Raw genomic sequence first — 18,245 nt, forward strand, 5'->3', positions numbered from 1 at the left:
AAAGGAGCAACGGTTTTAAGCCGTTGCTCAGTAATTCGAAACAGATTGGTTTATCAGATGCTTAAAATGCCCAGTCGCCATTACGGAAAACAGGTTCAGAGGTACCGTCTTCCTTGATACCATCAATATCCATTTCCGCTGATCCAATCATAAAGTCAACGTGAGTTAAGCTATCATTAAGACCATGTTCTGCTTGCTCTTCTTTGGACATTTTCTTTCCGCCCTCGAGGCAGAATGCATAGGCACTACCGATCGCTAAATGGTTCGAAGCATTCTCGTCAAATAACGTGTTGAAGAACAGGATATTTGATTGAGAAATCGGTGAGTTAAATGGAACAAGTGCAACTTCCCCAAGGTAATGAGAGCCCTCATCTGTAGCCACTAACTGTTTTAAAATTTCTTCGCCTTCCTCAGCTTGCACCTCGGTAATCCGGCCGTTTTCGAAGGTGATTTGGAAACGGTCAATGATGTTACCGCCATAGCTTAGCGGCTTTGTGCTAGAAACAAATCCGTTTACCCCTGTTTTCAACGGTACAGTGAACACTTCTTCTGTCGGCATATTAGCCATGAATTCATGCCCTTGCTCATTAACGCTTCCAGCTCCAACCCAAAGGTGCTTTTCAGGAAGCTCAATGGTAAGGTCGGTTCCTGGTGCCGTGTAGTGAAGCTTTTTATAACGCTTGCCGTTTAGGTAATCTACTTTTTCATGAAGATTGGCGTCATGCTGCTTCCATGCCTCAACAGGGTTTTCTGTATCCACACGAATTGCAGCGAAAATCGCATCCCAAAGCTTCTCAACAGCTCTCTCAGCTGATTCATTAGGGAAGACCATTTTCGCCCAACCTTCAGATGGAGCAGAGATGACTGTCCAGCTCACTTTGTCAGACATCATGTATTGACGGTATGTAGTTAATGCTTTACCAGCGGCCTTTTGGTTGTTGGCAATTCGTTCTGGATTGATTCCTTTTAATAGATCAGGGCTTGAAGAGACAATCGACATGAACGCTGCACCTTGCTCAGCTAGCTCTGTCACTTCTTTCGCGCGCCATTCAGGAAATTCCTTGAAAAGCTCATCAGGTGCCAACTCAAATTTTGTTCTGTTTACAACATCGTCACCCCAGTTGACAACGACATTTTTAGCGCATACTTCATAGGCTCTTTTTGTTATAAGGCGTACAAGGGGGGCTGCATCGATCGTTGCATTCACCACAAGAGTTTGACCCGTTTGAACGTTTACGCCGACTTTAACCGCTAAGTCTGCATATTTTTCAAGATTAGTTTGGAAATCGCTCATTTTCATTCTCCTTTTCTGAATCTTCTCTTTCATTTTACCCATTCTTGTTTGAAAAAGATACTGAAGTGGTTTTATAGGGATGGTTTACGCTACTTTTAAAAAAATTGAAGCAAATGCCGGTTGCCTTGAGGGGGGATCAGCTATTATTGGCTATTGTAACGGTAAATTATTATGGTTTAACCGCCTACTTAAAACTATATGCATCGATTCTTGGAGTATATCGATTGATTATCGAAACTTATTGATTGATTTTAGCGAGTTATGCATCGATTCTCGGAAGTTATTGAAAAAATGGTGACTTTTTTGTGTCCAATCGTGCCCAGTTTCCACCTAACAGGAAACTTAAATTCCCGCACAAAAAAGCATCCCCCTCAGGAGACGCTCTTTTGCATGATTGTCTGTTTTTCATAAATCGAGAACATGATGTTGTACAGCAGGGCACTTAGCAAGGCTAGGGCAGCAAGGATGATAAAGGTCCACTGATACCCGACCCAGACAGTTAATGGGATTGAGATTGGCGCAATGGTCCGCCCAACTGTATAACGGAGGCCTGCCGCAGCGAAATATTGTCCTCGCATATTTTCAGGGGCGAGTTTAGAGATAAAGCTTTGAGCCAGGCCAGCGGTCATTAGTTCAGCTAGAGTGAAGACAGCCATCCCAATCATTAGCCCCCAAATCAACTCTGTCCTGCTAAAGAGGATCATCGATACCGCGTAGATAATAGAAGCGAGCACAAATACATTTCGTTCGCGGAACTTTGTCATCCATCTTGTCACGACTACAGTAAACAAGGCGACGAGTAGCCCATTTTCCGAGAGAATCAAACCGAAGGCCTGCTCGCCTTGTACGGTAAATGACCAGTCACGGAAGCTAAATAATGTCTGATTATGAACATGATCTTTTATATAAACGGGTAAAAGAAGGTCTAATTGCATAAACGTCTGAGAAACTAGAATCCCTGCAATGATGTATAATAGGAAAACTTTATCCCGAATAATGACAGTATAATCAGCGATTTGACTCCTTACAAACGAATACCATTTATCCTTTGGCTGATTACTCTCAGTCCGTGCAGGTAATGTTTCACGGGCCACTTTTGCTAGTAATACCGCTAGTAAAATACAAATAATGGCGACTGCAAGCAGTAGCTGGAATCGATAATTGACATAAAAAATGGCTCCTAGGATGGGGCCGATTACAACGGCGATATTAATAGATGTATAGAATACTGCAAAAACATTGCTTCGTTCCTTTTCATCGACAAGATCGGCAATCATCGCTTGACTTGCTGGATGATAGAATGAACTGAAAATCCCAACAATGGAAAAGGCGATAAAGCCAAGGATGGGGGAGGTGAACCAAGGTGAAACGGCCGCTGCAAACACAATGTAGGAAACCCCTTGACCAAGCGCGGCCACAACCATCATACGTTTCCTGCCAAATCGGTCAGCGAAATACCCACCCATTAAACTAGCTAACACGGAAAATACTTGCGAGAAGATAAGTAAGAACCCAGCGAGCGCTTTTCCAAAACTTTCGGCAAAATATATCGTTAAAAACGGAAAGAACATCCAAAAGGTGATATTCATCAATGCTTCCCCAAATAGTCGCACCTTCAGATTTCGATCCCAATCTCTAATTCTCATGATGTTTCCCCTTTCTGCCAGTCAATGGAAGGCAGTTTTCCATCAAGTATCATACTACCAAAGTCAGTTTAATTACAAGACTCTAGGTGGGGGGATTTCCTTTTTAAGGATTTTGGTAAGTAAATCTCCAATTCCGGCAAGTAAACTAAAATCGACAGCAGTCAACTCAGGCAAAAATCATAACCAATATAAAAAAAGCGGCCCAAAGGCCGCTTTCCGTCACTTTATTCCTGATCTTTCATCGCCGCTTTCAGTAAATCACCGAGCGAAGTACCAAAATCTGAGTTATCTGCACTATATTTTTGCTTCAGTTTGCGTTCTTCATGTTTTGAGACCTTCTTATTCTTCTTTACATCGTCGGCTTTCTCAACAATGTTGCAACGACGGCACTGGAAGTACAGCCCGGCCTTCCCGTTGTGCATTTCCATTTTTTTATGGCATTGAGGGCAACGCTTGTTGGACAGCTTCGGATCCTTATGTTTCCGATAGCTACATTCTCGACTCGAGCAAACAAGAACACGGCCATCCTTCGTTTTGCGTTCCTTAAGGAACTCGCCACATTCAGGGCATTTTGAGCCTGTTAGGTTATGAGCACGATACGATTTTTCACTTGCTTTAATTTCCGATACTAGCTGGGCGGTTTGTTTACGGATCCGCTCTTTAAACGCTTTAGGGTTCCCTTTACCGCGTGAAATCTCCTCTAGTTCCTTCTCCCATTTGGCCGTTAACTCAGGAGAAGTTAGTTCGTCATTAACAAGATCAATCAGCTGTTTTCCTTTTTTAGTAGGGTAAAGACGACTGTTTTGGCGCTCGACCGCTTCAGACGATAAAAGCTTTTCGATGATATCAGCGCGTGTTGCAGGTGTACCGAGTCCAAACTTCTCCATTTTACCGAGAATATCCGCTTCCGAATAGCGAAGTGGTGGCTCCGTCAGCTTTTTACTTAGTGTTACCTCGCCAACATTAAAGGTTTTGCCTTTAGTTAGCTGACCTAAGCTTTGCTTCCGCTCACCAGAGTCATCGTCCTTGCCGGTTACCTTTTTAAAGCCAGGCTCAAGAATATTCGTCTCCCGTGCTGTCAAGGTTTCCCCATCAACATCAAACAGGGCGTGGATTGTTTCAGATTCATGTGCAGGATAAAATAAAGCTAGGAAGCGACGGACAATCAGGTCGTAAAGCTTGCGTTCGTCAGCCTCGAGGTCACCGAGGTTAAGACGTTCCTCTGTTGGGATAATCGCATGGTGGTCCGTTACTTTCTCGTTATTAAACACTCGGCGAGCCATTACCTTTCCTTTTTGATTCAGGGCAGGACGTGCTTCTTCCTTGTATCCCGAAAGAATTCCTTGGAGCCGGTCGGCCATGGTTGCTTCCATATCGGTTGTTAAATAGCGTGAATCGGTCCTTGGGTAAGTGACAAGCTTATGTTGTTCATACAAACCTTGAAGAACATTGAGTGTTTTTTTAGCAGAGAAACCAAAGCGTTTGTTGGCATCCCGCTGCAGTTCAGTTAAGTCATACGGCAGGGGCTGTGGCTCGCTTTTCTTTTTGCGGTCAACCGATTTCAGAATGGCCTTTTTACCGGAGAGCTTATCCTTCAATTGATCCGCTTTTTCAGTAGAAAAAATTCTTTTTTCTCCGTTGTGGTCCCATTCAGCGGATAGTGGTCCGACGGCGGCCTGGATGGTCCAGTATTCTTTCGGAACAAAGCTGTTAATTTCCTTTTCCCGACTGATCATCATCGCCAGTGTTGGTGTCTGAACTCGTCCTGCAGAAAGTGGGTCTTTGTATTTTGTTGTCAGTGCCCTTGATACATTCAGGCCAATTAGCCAGTCTGCTTCTGCACGACATACGGCCGATTCATAGAGTGCTTCAAACTGTTGTCCAGGCTTTAACTGTTTGAATCCATCTTTAATCGCGCGGTCGGTTTGGGAGGAAATCCACAGTCTTTTTGTCGCTTTCCTCCAGCCAGCTCTTTCTAAAATCCAGCGAGCAACAAGCTCCCCCTCGCGTCCAGCATCCGTTGCAATGATGACTTCTTTGATATCTTTTCGTTTCAGTAAGCCTTCCACTGCTTTATATTGGGCGCTTGTCTGTTTTATTACCTTGAGTCCCATTTTATCAGGAATGATAGGCAGGTCTTCAAGCCGCCAAGTGGTGTATTTTGAATCGTAATGCTCGGGCATTTTTAACTCGATTAAATGGCCGAGAGCCCAGGTTACGATGTATTGACTTCCTTCGATATAGCTTTTATGTTTTTGGCTGCAGCCGAGTACTCTTGCTAATTCTCGTGCCACACTCGGTTTTTCTGCAAGAACAATTGATTTCATAGGAGCTCCTTTCAAAACATCATACTTTCACTAGTATAGCGGAACTGGAGAATTTTTTGTAATCTCTTACCTTAGAAGGGAGACGCATATAACAGAAAAGGACTTCACAACAAGTGAAATCCTTTTAATGAAGAGCTAATTTATAATGAGGTAAATGTTCTTGATGCGCAGGTTGGATCGTCTCAAAGCAATTCACGGGTAATCGAACTTCAACCATCGTGCCTTTATCACAACTAGAATACTGAATCTGACCATTATGATTTTCAATGATTTGTTTGCTAATCATTAAACCCAGTCCTGTCCCTTTTTCTTTCGTTGTAAAAAATGGTTCTTCAATCCGCTTCAACAGATGTTCGGGGATGCCACAACCATTATCAATGAATAGCAACTGAATGTGGTCAGGGTGTTGCTGTTTGACATCAATTGTGATTGTTCCGCCATTTGGCATTGCTTCAATACTATTTTTAATAAAATTAATAAAAACTTGCTTTAATTGATTTTCGTCGCAAAAAATAGCAGAGATATTTGGTGCGAATCTTGTCTTAATCTCCACTTGATTCATCAGAGCTTCAGTGTCCAGGAGAGTGATGATTTCGTCAATCATTTGTGTAATATTGTTCGTTTTAAATTCCATATTCTTGGGTTTAGCAAGTGTTAATAATTCCGACAGAATCGTTTCAATCCGATTAATTTCTGAGCAGATGATGTCAAAATAGGTTTTATTCTCTTTAAAGTTATCTTCTACTAGCTGAAGAAATCCTTTGATGGCCGTTAATGGGTTTCTTACTTCATGTGCGATTCCTGCGGCCAGTTGTCCTGCGACTAATAACTTTTCCGATTGTAGCAGGAATTTTTCTGTTTTTCTCCTTTTTTCAATATCCCTAAGGATTAAGTGAATGGCCGGTTTACTTTCAAAGGTGGTCTGAATTCCCTTTAACTCCGCTTCAAAGACTGTGCCGTCTAAACGATACAACTTTTGATTAGTAAATCCTTTTAGAGTACCGTTATTGATTTCAGTTATATACTTATGGAACGACTCAAAGTAGGCTGAGTTTAGAAAATCATAAATGCCTTTTCCCAAAAGATCATCCTTCGACATAGCTCCTAATAGCTCGACACCGGTATCATTTATATACAAGATGACACCAGATCGAATAATAATGACAGCATCTGGCGAGTGTTCCACAAGATTTTTATATGTTTCCTCTTGCATTGTAACCACCTCTTCTTTCTATCGTTAAGATCCATTCTGCAAATTTAGGGGAAATTCGTACCATTCCTCCTGAATTAACTATATGTTCCCTTTTGTTACTTTATGTCAAAAAGAAAAGAATTGTAGTTTCCTATCGAGTCGATGTCAATTATTACATATGAGGTAATTATTGGTATGCACAACACTCTCTTTACCCAAATATAAAATGAATAAACGTCTTTTTTTAAAAAATAGAATATTTGCTGAAAATTAAGCTGTAAGAGATAAAAATTGCTTAAACTAAGTAAGCCACGGGCTAAATTATCGCAATAACCGTTTTAAAAGTTTTAGAATACATAAAGTTGTCAATACCGATAGTGAGAGTCTATACATCGGTGGGGGTATTAAGTTGAACGGAACCATAGTTTTTGAGATCGTTGGAGGATATATTATCCTCTTTACTGTTGTTCGTTTACTAGGTAAGAGCCAAATTTCACAAATTTCTCCCTTTGATTTCATTTCAGCCCTAGTTTTAGGGGAATTAGTTGGAAACGCAATTTACGATAAAGAAACAGGGATAAGCATCATCTTCTTTTCAATTGTCATCTGGGGATTCCTGATTTACTTAACAGAATTGTTAACACAAAAATCTAGGCAAATGCGCTACATACTAGAAGGGCGAGCTTCGATGATTATACGAAAAGGTAAACTGGATTGGAAACAATTAAAGAAGAATAAGGTTGACATTGATCAGCTTCAACAATTATTAAGAGATAAAGGGGTTTTTTCCCTTCAGGAGGTTGAGTATGCCATTCTAGAGAACAATGGGGGGATAAGTGTCCTTAAAAAAGCTGAAGCAGACCAACCAACCTTAAGTGACTTGAAAATAAAAGGACCAAAGAGAGCCATGCCATTTACAATTGTAAGTGATGGTGAAATTATGGCCCATAACCTCAAGGAGGCAGGGGTGAATGAAGATTGGCTCTATAAAGAATTGAAAAAGCTTGGTATTCGAAGTCCTAACGATATTAGTTATGCGGAATACTTACCTGGAAAAGAGATTTTTGTCCAAAAGTATTAACCTCGGGTGGGATTAGGCAATTGGGAGAGAAATTATGAAGAATATAGAATCTAATTCTTACGTCGATTTTTTAGATATAAGGGATTATGCCATTGCTGGGCAAATATTTTCCCTCCAGCAGTCAGCTTACCAAGTCGAGGCAAAGCTAATTGGCACTCAAAAAATCCCTCCTCTTATGGAGACCCTTGAACAACTTATGGACTGTGGTGAAACCTTCCTTGGGTACTATGAACAAGAAGAGTTAATAGGGGCCCTTTCATACAAGCGGAAAGGCGGGGAAGTTGATATTTATCGAATGATGGTGAATCCTGACCACTTTCGTAAGGGAATTGCGAAGAATCTTCTATATGATTTAGAGCGAAGACACGGTGACGTAAAGCAGATTCTCATCTCAACCGGGGCTCAAAATCTACCGGCAGTAAAGCTTTATGAAAAGCTTGGGTTTATCGTGATTGGAGATACTGTGGTTTGTGAGGGATTAATACTTTCAAGATTTTTAAAAATAAAAGGGTGAAATTCAACAACCAGACAGCTTTCTTGTCTGGTTGTTTTGGGTTTCTAAAAAGATTAGCGCTCATCCTCATCGACACGATTTTTAAACGCCTCTTTAACAAAAATTAGTTCATCATCGTCTGGGGTTAACTTTTTATCCTTTCCTTCAACTAGTGTTCCTTCTGGGAAATCACCAGGATGACCTTTTCTTTTATGATCAAAACTCTTTCCTCTACCCACTTAAAGCCCTCCTTTCTATTCGAAGGTTAGTGTCCCCATTAAAAACGATGATTATAAGAGTGCAACCGAAAAAGCAAGTTCTCCTTTACGAGTGCATAGTTTTAATTGGAGACATGTTTTATAGGAGAGGAGAGCAAGTAATGGATGCTAAGAATGTACATGCAACAAGGGATGATCTAGCGCCACTATTTTCAACAGAGGCTTTAGATGGAAATGTCATAAGCAAACTCAAATTGAGTGATTTTAAAGGGAAATGGGTCATCCTGTTTTTTTACCCTAGTAATTTTACTTCTGTTTGAATGACTGAATTGGCGGCGGTCGCCGCTATCTACCCACATATAAAAGCGTCGGAGGGAGAGGTATTAGCGATAAGTACAGATAGTGTTCATTCGCATCAAGTCTTTAAACAGATAACACCAGCGCTAAAAAATATAGATTTTCCGCTAGTTAGTGATCGAACACATGAAATCAGTAAAGCTTACGGGGTCCTCGATACGGCAACCGGGACGGCTTATCGAGCCTCGTTGTTCATTAGTCCGGAACAAATCATTTCTGCCAAATTTATTTATCCTAAGGAAATTGGGAGAAATATTCCCGAGCACTTAAGGTTATTGCAAGCTTTACAACATAATAAGGAAACGGGGCAGGGCGCACCAGCCAATTGGATGCCGAGATTTAGAGGTTAGTTTAAGCCTATTTTACATTCTTTGCCCCTAGGTACCAACACTGGTTTTATAATATAATTAAAGTTAGTAACGTAAGTATCTAGGGAGGGAAAGGCATGGACTTTTCATTCATTGTCTCAGAGGACCGGATTAAAAAGGCGTATGAGGATGGCGAGTTTGCAAATTTGCCTGGCTTAGGAAAACCACTTAAGCTCGATGACTTATCTTCAATACCAGAGGAACTTCGGATGGCTTATCGAATGCTAAAGAATGCTGGCTTTTCTGCTGATGAAAGCGTCTTAAGGCAAGAAGTAATGACAATTGAAGACCTTATTAAGAAATGTCAGGACGATACTGAGCGAGAACAGCTAAAAAACCAGCTTAGCGAGAAGCTCCTAAGATACAATCAAATGATCTCTAAACGGGGCGTTCGGACAAATTCAGCTTTGTTTAAAAATTATGAACATAAATTAGAACAAAAATTAATAAAGAAATAAATAAATACAAAACCTGCTGGACCAGTCGGCAGGTTTATTACTCCTTCTCTTCTTGCCTTTCCTGCGTTTCAGGCTGACACATTTTATCAAGAGAAATCCCAATCACAATTATACAAGTAATGGGGATAAGGAAATTTAAAATGTGGATGACGGTCAAATTATCTCCTCCTATAGGTAATCACCAGTTTCATCGTATTAATATTATAAACGAACCTATCTATATACTTGCAAGTAATATTTATAATTTTCAGTATATTTAAATAAAAATAAAAAGCCTAGTATCTAACACTTGGCTTTTACAGACGGTGCTCCAAAACATGTATAAAACCGGTTCTACTCAACATTGTTTTTTCTATACTTAAGAAAGTTAATATAAAGAGAAAATTCTTCCTTACTTACACCATTACGTATAGCTTCATCTATCATTTCTAACCATTCAGGATCGACTGGCTGCTGAGAATCACTTAAAGGATGAATGGATGGTCCTGTTATTTCATCCAGGGAAACCTCAAGCGTTTTGGCTAAACGTGAGAGCACCTGTAAGGATGGGTTTTCTTGAATTCCTCTTTCGATGTAGCTCATATAGGACTTCGAAACATCAGCTCTACTCGATAATTCAGTAATGGAAAATTTTTATGAATTCTTAATTTCCTAATTCGCTCTCCTATTAGCATCTTTATAGTCTCCTTCGAAAACACTATAAATTCATTATAACGAACGTATTGGGCGCGTCAAACAAGTATCCATAAAATTATATAGAAAAAATGTAAAATTTTGTTCTTTTTTAGAAACGGTAGAGGTTTATTTTTTTGGGGGTAGTATCCAATAATTGTTTTTACATTTTATGACAATTATCTACAAGATTTTTTAAATTTCCATTTAATTACCAACCGTTTTCGCTATAATGAAGGTAAAAGTGTCATATTTTGGAAAAAACTATAGTCGGAAGTTTTAAAAAGACTGACATATTTCTACACAATCTCTGATTAGGAACATTTAAAATATTAAATGGGGAGCAAGGTTTAGATAGCCTGTAACAGAAAAAGGCTAACTTGTTGAAAAGCAAGGGCGCAAAGTCACGGGTCTAAGGGGTAGAAATCCTATGATAGCCGGATTGCCTGGAATACGAAATCGTATTTTAGGGGGAGTATGGAGCGATGGAAAAAGAAGTGTTCGGTGAATTAGACGTTGAATGGGTGCAGCTTATTAAAGAAGCCCTAGACCTAGGGATGAAAAAAGAAGACATCCGCAGCTTTTTGGCTAAAGAACAACCACAGCAATTAGTTCTTGATAAATAGGAACTTTAAGAAATACATAAACTAAGAAGCAACTCACGGTGAGTTGTTTTTTCTTTTTTTAAAAGAAAAGGCAACCATTACGGTTACCTCATAAGCATTATTTATTTTGGTTAGACCGCCATTTGTTGAATTCAAGGAACTCTTTAAACTGTTCTTTGGAGATACCTGAATCCATCGCTTCGCGAACGAGTTCGACCCAATCTGAATCGACAGTTTCATAATTTGGTTCATCATGAATCAATCGATCCACAGAAATATTAAGGACCGATGCAATTTTTTCTAAAAATTGAATCGATGGGTTCGTTTGAAGGTTTCTTTCAAGCGAGCTTATGTATGATTTGGCAACTCCAGCTTGTTCAGCAAGTTCGGATAAGGACATTTTTCGTTCTTGTCTTATTTTTTTTACTCTTTCACCTATCACTAGCCTTCACACACCTTATCTTCATATCTTTATTAATCATAACAAAACAAACTGACAAGTTCCATATCAAGAACAGTCATAGAACAAAATTTTTTCTTTATTATATTATTAAAAAGGAACTATCGATGTGCTAAAAGTTACATTTGCTTATTGTTCAGCATAGTTAATTCGGATATGGGCTTATCCTCAAAGCAGTTATTGTATTTTTTACACGGACCGCTGTATAAGCTAATATAGAGAAATAGATTATGTTTATCAGGGAGATGAAGGGATGATTGTTCTAAAGTCAGCACGTGAAATTGAAAACATGCAGGAAGCAGGTAAACTACTTGCTGCTATCCATAAAGAGATTGCTAAAATGATCAAGCCAGGTATTAGTACTTGGGAGATTGATGAATTTGTTGAGGACTATTTAAAGAAAAATGGCGCAAAGCCTGAACAAAAAGGATATCGAGGCTATGAATATGCCACATGTGCCAGTATAAATGATGAAGTTTGCCATGGGTTTCCACGGAAAGCACCGCTAAAGGAAGGGGATATTGTTACCATTGATATGGTTGTAAACCTGAACGGAGCACTTGCTGATTCGGCTTGGACTTATGCGGTTGGCAATGTCTCTGATGAAGCTGAAAAATTGCTAGAGGTTACAAAGGAAGCATTGTGTCGAGGAATTGAACAATCTGTTGTTGGAAACCGGGTCGGAGATATCGGGCATGCAATTCAAACCTATGTGGAAGGGCAAGGGATGTCTGTTGTTCGTGAATTTATTGGTCATGGCATCGGAGCTTCTATTCATGAAAAGCCAGATATTCCTCACTTTGGCATAGCTGGGAAAGGGGCGCGTCTAAAGGAAGGCATGGTATTTACGATTGAACCAATGGTCAACCTTGGGGAGTGGAGAACGAAAATGGATGCCAACGGTTGGACGGCCCGCACGATTGACAGCAAACTTTCAGCTCAATACGAGCATACAATTGCAATTACAAAAAATGGGCCGATTATTTTAACGGCTCAGGAGTAACGAAAAGGCAGCTAGTTGGCTGCCTTAAATCATTTATAATATCTATTTATTGCTTGCGCAGGCTACCAAGTTCTTCTACAATCGCTTGCATTTCGTTGATACTAAATGACCCCTTCTTCATGATCATCTCGTAAATATCTTTAAGTTCCTCATACATTTCCTCATCGAAATGCGTTGGTTTAATTGCTCCTGCATTTACTATATTTAACTTTTCCTTGATTTTATCAAGCATAAATTCGATGTTTTCAGCTGATTTGACGGTTAAATCCAATTTATTCACCCTCCCACTGTTTGTACCAACATCTTTCCATTTTCCTTGTTAAAAGTCAATTGGATTCTAATTAGTTTTTTACAAATGCTCTTTTCGTAAATTTTTTTGTTATTGAATAGGAGAGGTTGATTTCCGCTCCAGGCGCTTAGCGAACAGCGGGGCGGGCGGTGAGCCTCCTCGTCGCTGTGCTCTCACCTGTCCCGCTGCTCCCGCAGGACACTGAATGGCTTCCTCGAATACGCCCACGCACGAGAAAATGCGTATTTTCATTTTCGAGGAGTCAAGCGCCTTCCGCTCCAATCAACCATTTTCTTACAAAAGTTCTCATTCAAGAAGATATGAAAAACACAATTTTAAAAAAACAACCTTACCAAAAAGCTTCAACAAGGTTTTCTTTTTATAAGAATAGGAAAAAGATAAGACCATTGGGCTTGCATATCGGTGGGAACATCTACGAAAATGGTAGCAAGGAGGAGTTACGTAATGATAAAGATTTTGTTTGTCTGCCTCGGTAACATTTGCCGTTCTCCAATGGCAGAGGCAATGTTTCGTGATTTGGTAAAAAGGGAAGGACTTGAAGGAAAGATTGATGTTGATTCTGCTGGAACTGGGGACTGGCATGTAGGGAAACCTCCTCATGAAGGAACAAGAAAGATTCTTCAGCAGTATAAAATTGACTCAGAAGGTTTACAAGCTAGGCAAATCTCTACGGAAGACTTTGGTGACTTCCAATACATTATCGGTATGGATGCAAATAATATAGATAATATCAAGAGGCTGGGAACATTTGGTGACCATATAGTCGTAAAGAGACTTATGGACCTTGTCGAGAATCAAGAGAAAAAGGACATCCCTGATCCCTATTTCACAGGTGACTTTGATGAAACCTATGATCTTGTGAAGAAAGGGTTTCAAGCATTGCTGAAGGATATTAAAGAAAATAACCAATTATAATATAAATGAAGTTAAGTTAAGTAGATCAAGCGAAAAGGTAAGTACAAATACTATAAAAGGGATAGAAGGAGTGAGGTCTTTGGCAAGCTCGAGGAAGTTTTGGATTGGGGTGGCTGTTGGTGCCTTAGCTGGAGGGGCAGTTAGTTTACTGGATCGAACAACTAGACAAGGGGTTAAAGAAGATTTTAAGAAGGCTTCTGGAACGGTTACATATATAGCGAAACACCCAAATGAATTTATTGATGAAGTTAAGGAAACCGTAAATAAAGTTAAAACAACCGTTCAACAGGTCTCCGAGGATGTCTCATTTATCACTGAAAAGGTGGAGGAAATAAAGGAAGTCCCTCCCCAGGTTGCTGAACTTGTTCAAGAATCTAAAGAGACCTTAAGTGAAATGAGGGAAAAGGCAGAAGAGTTAAATACAGCCAATCGATTATGATAATAAAACTCTTAGCACAACTGTGTTAGAGAAAGTAGTGTTGGCATAGACTATTAGGTTAATAATGGAGGCGAAGTAAAGGGAGCAGATCTTTTTTGGAAGGGGTATTTTTATGGTGGATGTTTCTTTTTTTAGACGGATTTGGACTAGAATCCATGAGGATGAGGTCCCAGCTTTGGCGGCACAACTTGCCTACTTTTTACTGTTAAGTCTGTTTCCGTTATTAATATTCCTAGTATCCCTATTGCCATATCTACCGATTACCCAACATGATATTATTGCTTTTATACAAGATCATACACCGGTAGAGCAGGCGGGTCTTATCAACACGAGTGTAGAGGAAGTATTGAATAAGAATAATACGATCCTCTCCTTCAGTGTTCTTGCAACACTATGGTCTGCTTCTAATGGCATCAACGCGATTGTAAGAGCTTTTAATAAGGCATATCGCGTCGAAGATACGCGTACGATTGTTGCCCGATTGAAGGCAATCATATTAACTTTGGCTATGATATTTGTCTTTATATTAGCTCTGCTTCTTCCGGTTTTCGGAAGGGAAATTGGCGTTTTTTTATTTGCTCAATTTGGATTAAGAAGTGAATTCCTTTCTATTTGGGAAGCAATGCGCTGGTTAATTTCCTTTTTAGTCTTGTTCATTGTTTTTACAGGCTTGTATTGGATTGCTCCGAATGTAAAAATGAAGTGCAGGAACGCATTACCTGGAGCGATTATTGCAACCCTTGGCTGGGTGGCAGTGTCTTGGGGCTTTTCTTTTTATGTTGGAAACTTCGCACAATATACGGTTGTTTATGGCCAGATTGGCGGGGTAATTGCCTTATTAATTTGGCTTTACTTGGCAGCGTTCATCATCATCATTGGTGGAGAAATTAATGCCTATTTTAACGAGCAGAGTAAGAAATGTTAATACTATCAAAAAGGGTGTCCACAACTATGGACACCCTTTTTCATGGTAAGGTTCATTTCGAAAAGACTGTTGCTTTTAACCATAAATTCCGATAAGTGTAGTGTCTGGAGCGAAATGGAACGGACTAGTTAATAATGGTAATAGGTTTAAACCGAATTCGGTTTTTCCTGGTGAACACTCACACCGCGGAAAGACAACAGAGCAATAAAGATAATCAAGAGCATCGTACTGATGACATAGAAAAAGCTAGCCCCTTTTAAATATTCAATTGAAAGGCCACCGATAAATGGTCCTGTGATGCTACCGAATGAAAAAAAGATCGAAATTAATAAGTTTCCTGATGGAAGCAGCTTTTTTGGTAGTAAATCAGCCATAAAGCTGATGCCAAGGGAAAAGGTAGAGCCAACGAGCATACCTGCAACAAAGAAACAAACAAGCAACCCGATGATTGAACCCTGGAGAAGCCCAGCAACTGTAAAGCAAATAAATCCAGCGAACATCACGGCTAATAAAATATTCTTTCGGCCCAAGCGATCACTCAGAATCCCTAGTGGGAGTTGGAATACGATGCTTCCTGCAGCAAATGCTGGGAGGATAATTGAGACAGCACTTATCTCGATTCCACTTCTAAGTGCATAGACAGGGAAATTTCCATTAAGCGAGGCTTCAAGAAATCCATAACCGAAAGGTGGAAGAAAGGCTACCCAAGCATACTTAAAAACCTTACCAAACCGTTTCATAGTCCCTAAAAATGAAGTTGTCTCCATATCTGTTTCAGGGAACTCATTCTTCAAGAACCAGACAAATACCCAAGCAATCAAGCTAATGGAGCAAGAGATAATAAATGGGAGAGCTTCATTAATTTCAAGAAGCCTTGTCATCATGGGCCCCACTGTAAAACCAATTCCAAAAAACAAACCATACAAGGCGATGTTGCGACCTAGCCTATCTTTTGGGGAAGAAGAGGTTATCCACGTTTGGGTACCGAAGTGAAGCAATTGATCGCCAATCCCAATTAAAAGTCGAAGCAAAAACCAAAACCAAAAGGATTTCCAGAGTGGAAAGAAGGCGAGTGATATCGCTACTAAAAATCCTCCGGCAAGAATAATGGGTTTGTAGCCGAACCTTCTAAGCGGAGCTTCCATTAATGGAGAAGCCAGTAAAATTCCAATGTACAGACCTGTTGCATGGAAACCATTCAAGGCGGAGGAAACTCCATCTTGTTCCAAAATGATTGCGATAAGCGGTAATAGCATTCCTTGTGAAAATCCCGAAATAGCAACAATGCTGACTAATATCCAAAAGCGAAACGAACTATTTCTATTCATGTAAACAATCTCCTAATATCTGTTATCCTTTGATGGTAACCGACAGGAATTCTTTCTGGCAAGGGAAAAGATATTCCCTTCAAGGAAACAAAAGTAGTATACTCAGATTCTTGAGGGAAATTTGGATTAGGTTTTTATTGGGGGGAAGAGTAAGCGTATGGAATTTAATATGAAAAAGGATGTAGGCTTTTACACAGATTTAGATTACGGCAGATTGGACATAGCTGGTGATGAGCAGTTTGGCTTTAGACCCTACCAATTACTGGTTTCATCGATTGCAGTGTGTAGCGGGGGTGTACTAAGGAAAATCCTAGCAAAGATGCGACTTGATGTTCGTGATATTCATATAAAAGCAGAGGCAGAGCGAAATCTAGAAATGGCTGATCGAATCGAAAAGATTAGCGTACACTTTACAATTACCGGAAAAAATCTTAGTCATACAAAGATTGAAAAGGCAATGGAGTTAACGAAGAAAAACTGTTCCATGGTTCAATCTGTCGTTGGAAGTATTGAAGTGGTAGAAACATTTGAAATCATCGAAGAATCTTAAGGAGCTAACAGAATGAATTGGTTTTATCGTATTGTATTTTTTCTTCTTGGTCTCGTATTTTTATCATTAGGCATTAGCTTAACCATTAAATCTGGATTTGGTTCAGGCGCGTGGGATGCACTCAACGTTGGTCTTTCAGAAACCATCGGCTTCACTCCAGGTACGTGGGTTGTCCTTGTCGGGATTCTATTAATTTTGCTTAATGCTTTTTTATTAAAAAACAGACCGGATTTTGGAGCAATTATTACCTTACTATTAACAGGAGTGTTTATTGACTTCTGGTTACTGCAAATATTCGCTGAGTTAGAGCTAGCGGGAGTGTTTGCATCAGCTGGCGTGTTTTTAGGGGGAGTCCTAGGAATGGGACTAGGAATTGCGACTTATATCCAAGCAAAGCTGCCGCTTAGCCCGATTGACAACCTAATGATGGCAATCCATAAAAGGTTTGGGTTCAACTTAATGATTTCAAAGACGATTGGAGAATTAACAGCCTTGACTTTAGCTTTTATCTTTGGTGGGCCGATCGGAATTGGGACATTAATTGTTACTTTTGCGGTTGGTCCATTAATCCAATTTATTTCGCCACATATTGAGGGGCTGATGAATCGGTTGACAGTAGCGGTAAGATAATTTTTAAAAGCGGGGATAATCTGAGCGGACAACGAAAAAACTACAAGCAAATGCAGAATTTTGTCGTTTGGAAAGGAGTCCGACACCATGAAAAAGAACTTAATTATCCTTCTAAGCATGGTTCTCTTATTATCCTGTTTTACTTCTGTTTCAGCTGAAAAAGCACCCGAGAAGGGGAATAAGAAACCTGAGCCTCCGAAGCAGGAGGAAAAAGCGAAGTATGCAATTCCTGATTCAGTTATGAATATCACAAAGGAAAATACGTACCCAAACCCAACCGAGGATTTACCGTATTTGCAGCCAAGTGATTTGACGAAAGACTTACTTTCAACATCAAAGGTGAAAATTGAGAACCCTGATTTAATTCGGTTATTGAATGAGACGACAATCAACAGTACTCCATTCGCACTTGGATACAGGGCGATTGTTTATCTTGGTGAGTGGCCGCTGAATTATGAGTCAACGGAGACTTCTCCAAATTGGGAATACCAAAAGATCAACACGAATTACTATGACAACAGAGGTGGAAAGAGCCCTTATCAGATTCATTACGTCCAAGAGCAACAAAAGACGGTGAAGGGCGGTCTGACAGCTAAAATTAAAAACGCTGAAGATGTACAGAAAATGATGATGTTAACTGCTGCGAAAAAAACGGGTTTACCGCTTTCGTTTGAAACGATTGTTGGTGCAGGAACTAAGAAGGATCAAATCTATAATATTCAGCCTAAACGTCTAGGGTATCTATATGGATATGCTCCGGCAATCAATGAAAAGGGTAAAGTAACATTTGGTGAGGTTTACCTAATGTTAAAAGGAAACAAAAAGTTAATTGTTGTCAAAAACGTCACTTCTCAGGGAATCGGAGCTTGGATTCCAATTCAGGATCATGTTTCCTTCGGGTTCGTAGCAAGCGAACGTCCTAGGTAGGGCGAAGCCTAATCTGAAAGAACAGGTTATTGCCTGTTCTTTTTTTC

Annotated in this window: 21 protein-coding genes and 1 riboswitch; of the genes, 12 read left to right on the forward strand and 9 right to left on the reverse strand. The window is 39.9% G+C overall.

All coding sequences use genetic code 11. The features are described 5' to 3' along the window. Positions 1-61 precede the first annotated feature (61 nt). The 4 genes from BMX30_RS11360 to BMX30_RS11380 form a co-directional block, all read right to left on the reverse strand. Entirely contained in the window at positions 62-1,294 is a 1,233-nt protein-coding gene (locus BMX30_RS11360) for an aminopeptidase (protein ID WP_090745281.1), read from the reverse strand. Between the two features lie 371 nt (positions 1,295-1,665). Further along, a complete protein-coding gene (locus tag BMX30_RS11370; protein WP_090745287.1) occupies positions 1,666-2,940 on the reverse strand; it encodes an MDR family MFS transporter in 1,275 nt (424 codons plus the stop codon). 224 nt (positions 2,941-3,164) lie between these two features. Next, complete coding sequence (locus BMX30_RS11375; protein WP_090745290.1) at positions 3,165-5,267, reverse strand: DNA topoisomerase III; 2,103 nt, start codon at positions 5,265-5,267, stop codon at positions 3,165-3,167. Positions 5,268-5,391: 124 nt separating this feature from the next. After that, positions 5,392-6,480, reverse strand: coding sequence for an ATP-binding protein (locus BMX30_RS11380; protein ID WP_090745293.1), 1,089 nt, complete (start codon positions 6,478-6,480; stop codon positions 5,392-5,394). Positions 6,481-6,868: 388 nt separating this feature from the next. On the opposite strand from BMX30_RS11380, the gene BMX30_RS11385 reads away from it, so the two are divergent. Then, on the forward strand, positions 6,869-7,540 hold the full coding sequence (locus BMX30_RS11385; RefSeq protein WP_244532568.1) for a DUF421 domain-containing protein: 672 nt from the start codon (positions 6,869-6,871) through the stop codon (positions 7,538-7,540). Between the two features lie 34 nt (positions 7,541-7,574). Next, positions 7,575-8,054 carry a GNAT family N-acetyltransferase gene (locus tag BMX30_RS11390; protein WP_090745298.1) on the forward strand — a complete coding sequence of 160 codons (480 nt, stop codon included), beginning with the start codon at positions 7,575-7,577 and terminating at the stop codon, positions 8,052-8,054. A gap of 53 nt (positions 8,055-8,107) precedes the next feature. Here BMX30_RS11390 and BMX30_RS23545 read toward each other — a convergent pair whose 3' ends face one another. Next, the gene (locus BMX30_RS23545; RefSeq protein ID WP_170843856.1) at positions 8,108-8,272 is read right to left on the reverse strand and encodes a hypothetical protein; all 165 of its coding nucleotides are present in this window, start codon (positions 8,270-8,272) and stop codon (positions 8,108-8,110) included. 140 nt (positions 8,273-8,412) lie between these two features. Here BMX30_RS23545 and BMX30_RS11400 point away from each other — a divergent pair, with 140 nt between their 5' ends. Together BMX30_RS11400 and BMX30_RS11405 are read left to right on the forward strand one after the other, a co-directional pair. Continuing rightward, entirely contained in the window at positions 8,413-8,958 is a 546-nt protein-coding gene (locus tag BMX30_RS11400; protein WP_244532569.1) for a peroxiredoxin, read from the forward strand. A 95-nt stretch (positions 8,959-9,053) separates the two neighbouring features. Then, positions 9,054-9,434, forward strand: a complete 381-nt coding sequence (locus BMX30_RS11405; protein ID WP_090745309.1) for a DnaJ family domain-containing protein — start codon at positions 9,054-9,056, stop codon at positions 9,432-9,434. Between the two features lie 333 nt (positions 9,435-9,767). Here the strand turns inward: BMX30_RS11405 and BMX30_RS11410 are convergent, their stop codons facing one another. Continuing rightward, the gene (locus tag BMX30_RS11410) at positions 9,768-10,016 is read right to left on the reverse strand and encodes a helix-turn-helix domain-containing protein (RefSeq protein WP_244532570.1); all 249 of its coding nucleotides are present in this window, start codon (positions 10,014-10,016) and stop codon (positions 9,768-9,770) included. Positions 10,017-10,469: 453 nt separating this feature from the next. Then, a riboswitch (cyclic di-GMP riboswitch) is annotated at positions 10,470-10,556 on the forward strand. Positions 10,557-10,591: 35 nt separating this feature from the next. On the opposite strand from BMX30_RS11410, the gene BMX30_RS11415 reads away from it, so the two are divergent. Continuing rightward, positions 10,592-10,732, forward strand: a complete 141-nt coding sequence (locus tag BMX30_RS11415) for an anti-repressor SinI family protein (protein WP_090745312.1) — start codon at positions 10,592-10,594, stop codon at positions 10,730-10,732. A gap of 97 nt (positions 10,733-10,829) precedes the next feature. Here the strand turns inward: BMX30_RS11415 and BMX30_RS11420 are convergent, their stop codons facing one another. Beyond that, a complete protein-coding gene (locus tag BMX30_RS11420; protein WP_090745314.1) occupies positions 10,830-11,153 on the reverse strand; it encodes a helix-turn-helix domain-containing protein in 324 nt (107 codons plus the stop codon). A 271-nt stretch (positions 11,154-11,424) separates the two neighbouring features. Here BMX30_RS11420 and map point away from each other — a divergent pair, with 271 nt between their 5' ends. Next, complete coding sequence (gene map, locus BMX30_RS11425; RefSeq protein ID WP_090745317.1) at positions 11,425-12,174, forward strand: type I methionyl aminopeptidase; 750 nt, start codon at positions 11,425-11,427, stop codon at positions 12,172-12,174. A 46-nt stretch (positions 12,175-12,220) separates the two neighbouring features. Here the strand turns inward: map and BMX30_RS11430 are convergent, their stop codons facing one another. Beyond that, positions 12,221-12,445: a DUF1128 domain-containing protein gene (locus tag BMX30_RS11430; RefSeq protein WP_090745320.1), complete on the reverse strand. Its 225-nt coding sequence runs from the start codon at positions 12,443-12,445 to the stop codon at positions 12,221-12,223. A 483-nt stretch (positions 12,446-12,928) separates the two neighbouring features. Between BMX30_RS11430 and BMX30_RS11435 the strand changes: the two genes are divergently transcribed. The 3 genes from BMX30_RS11435 (at position 12,929) to BMX30_RS11445 (ending at position 14,763) form a co-directional block, all read left to right on the forward strand. Beyond that, a complete protein-coding gene (locus BMX30_RS11435) occupies positions 12,929-13,399 on the forward strand; it encodes a low molecular weight protein-tyrosine-phosphatase (protein WP_090745322.1) in 471 nt (156 codons plus the stop codon). Between the two features lie 79 nt (positions 13,400-13,478). After that, positions 13,479-13,838: a YtxH domain-containing protein gene (locus tag BMX30_RS11440; protein ID WP_090745324.1), complete on the forward strand. Its 360-nt coding sequence runs from the start codon at positions 13,479-13,481 to the stop codon at positions 13,836-13,838. A gap of 112 nt (positions 13,839-13,950) precedes the next feature. Beyond that, positions 13,951-14,763 carry a YihY/virulence factor BrkB family protein gene (locus tag BMX30_RS11445; RefSeq protein ID WP_090745327.1) on the forward strand — a complete coding sequence of 271 codons (813 nt, stop codon included), beginning with the start codon at positions 13,951-13,953 and terminating at the stop codon, positions 14,761-14,763. Positions 14,764-14,909: 146 nt separating this feature from the next. Here BMX30_RS11445 and BMX30_RS11450 read toward each other — a convergent pair whose 3' ends face one another. Further along, positions 14,910-16,091, reverse strand: a complete 1,182-nt coding sequence (locus tag BMX30_RS11450; RefSeq protein ID WP_090745330.1) for an MFS transporter — start codon at positions 16,089-16,091, stop codon at positions 14,910-14,912. A 157-nt stretch (positions 16,092-16,248) separates the two neighbouring features. On the opposite strand from BMX30_RS11450, the gene BMX30_RS11455 reads away from it, so the two are divergent. From BMX30_RS11455 to BMX30_RS11465, 3 genes are all read left to right on the forward strand, one after another. After that, positions 16,249-16,641 carry an OsmC family protein gene (locus BMX30_RS11455; RefSeq protein ID WP_090745333.1) on the forward strand — a complete coding sequence of 131 codons (393 nt, stop codon included), beginning with the start codon at positions 16,249-16,251 and terminating at the stop codon, positions 16,639-16,641. Between the two features lie 12 nt (positions 16,642-16,653). Further along, the gene (locus BMX30_RS11460) at positions 16,654-17,271 is read left to right on the forward strand and encodes a YczE/YyaS/YitT family protein (protein ID WP_090745336.1); all 618 of its coding nucleotides are present in this window, start codon (positions 16,654-16,656) and stop codon (positions 17,269-17,271) included. 87 nt (positions 17,272-17,358) lie between these two features. Beyond that, a complete protein-coding gene (locus tag BMX30_RS11465) occupies positions 17,359-18,198 on the forward strand; it encodes a YfkD famly protein (RefSeq protein WP_090745338.1) in 840 nt (279 codons plus the stop codon). Positions 18,199-18,245: the final 47 nt, after the last annotated feature.

This window comes from Mesobacillus persicus (assembly GCF_900109925.1).
Classification (GTDB): Bacteria; Bacillota; Bacilli; order Bacillales; family Cytobacillaceae; genus Mesobacillus_B; species Mesobacillus_B persicus.